Origin of the sequence: Lysinibacillus sp. GbtcB16, assembly GCF_019091145.1 — a bacterium.
GTDB lineage: Bacteria > Bacillota > Bacilli > Bacillales_A > Planococcaceae > Lysinibacillus > Lysinibacillus fusiformis.
This window is the reverse complement of sequence record NZ_JAGXJV010000712.1, coordinates 1-248: the sequence shown is the minus strand read 5'-3', so window position 1 is coordinate 248 and position 248 is coordinate 1. Positions and strand designations below refer to the sequence as shown.

Annotated in this window: 1 protein-coding gene; it reads right to left on the bottom strand. The window is 46.4% G+C overall.

All coding sequences use genetic code 11. The annotated features are described in order from the left end of the window. Positions 1 to 248 (bottom strand): phosphoenolpyruvate hydrolase family protein (locus KVT27_RS25680; RefSeq protein ID WP_217582285.1); only part of this gene is annotated, 248 nt, incomplete at both ends.

The window sequence follows — 248 nt, the reverse complement described above, 5'->3', positions numbered from 1 at the left end:
ACATAAGGCGTTGTCAATAAATCCAATTCATGCGCTTTACGGATCATCTCAACCTCCAGATGATAGCCCATCCCCGTTTCCTCCAGGTTTTGCCTGAAAGTACCGTCTATTAAGCCTACGGTAGGAAAATTTTGCACACCTGAGAAACCCATTTCCTTGAGCTGCTTCAGATAGACATCCATTAAACGGAACGGATCTGTACCGCAAACCCCAGCCAATACCGGCGTATTCTTCACAATAGGCAGGAC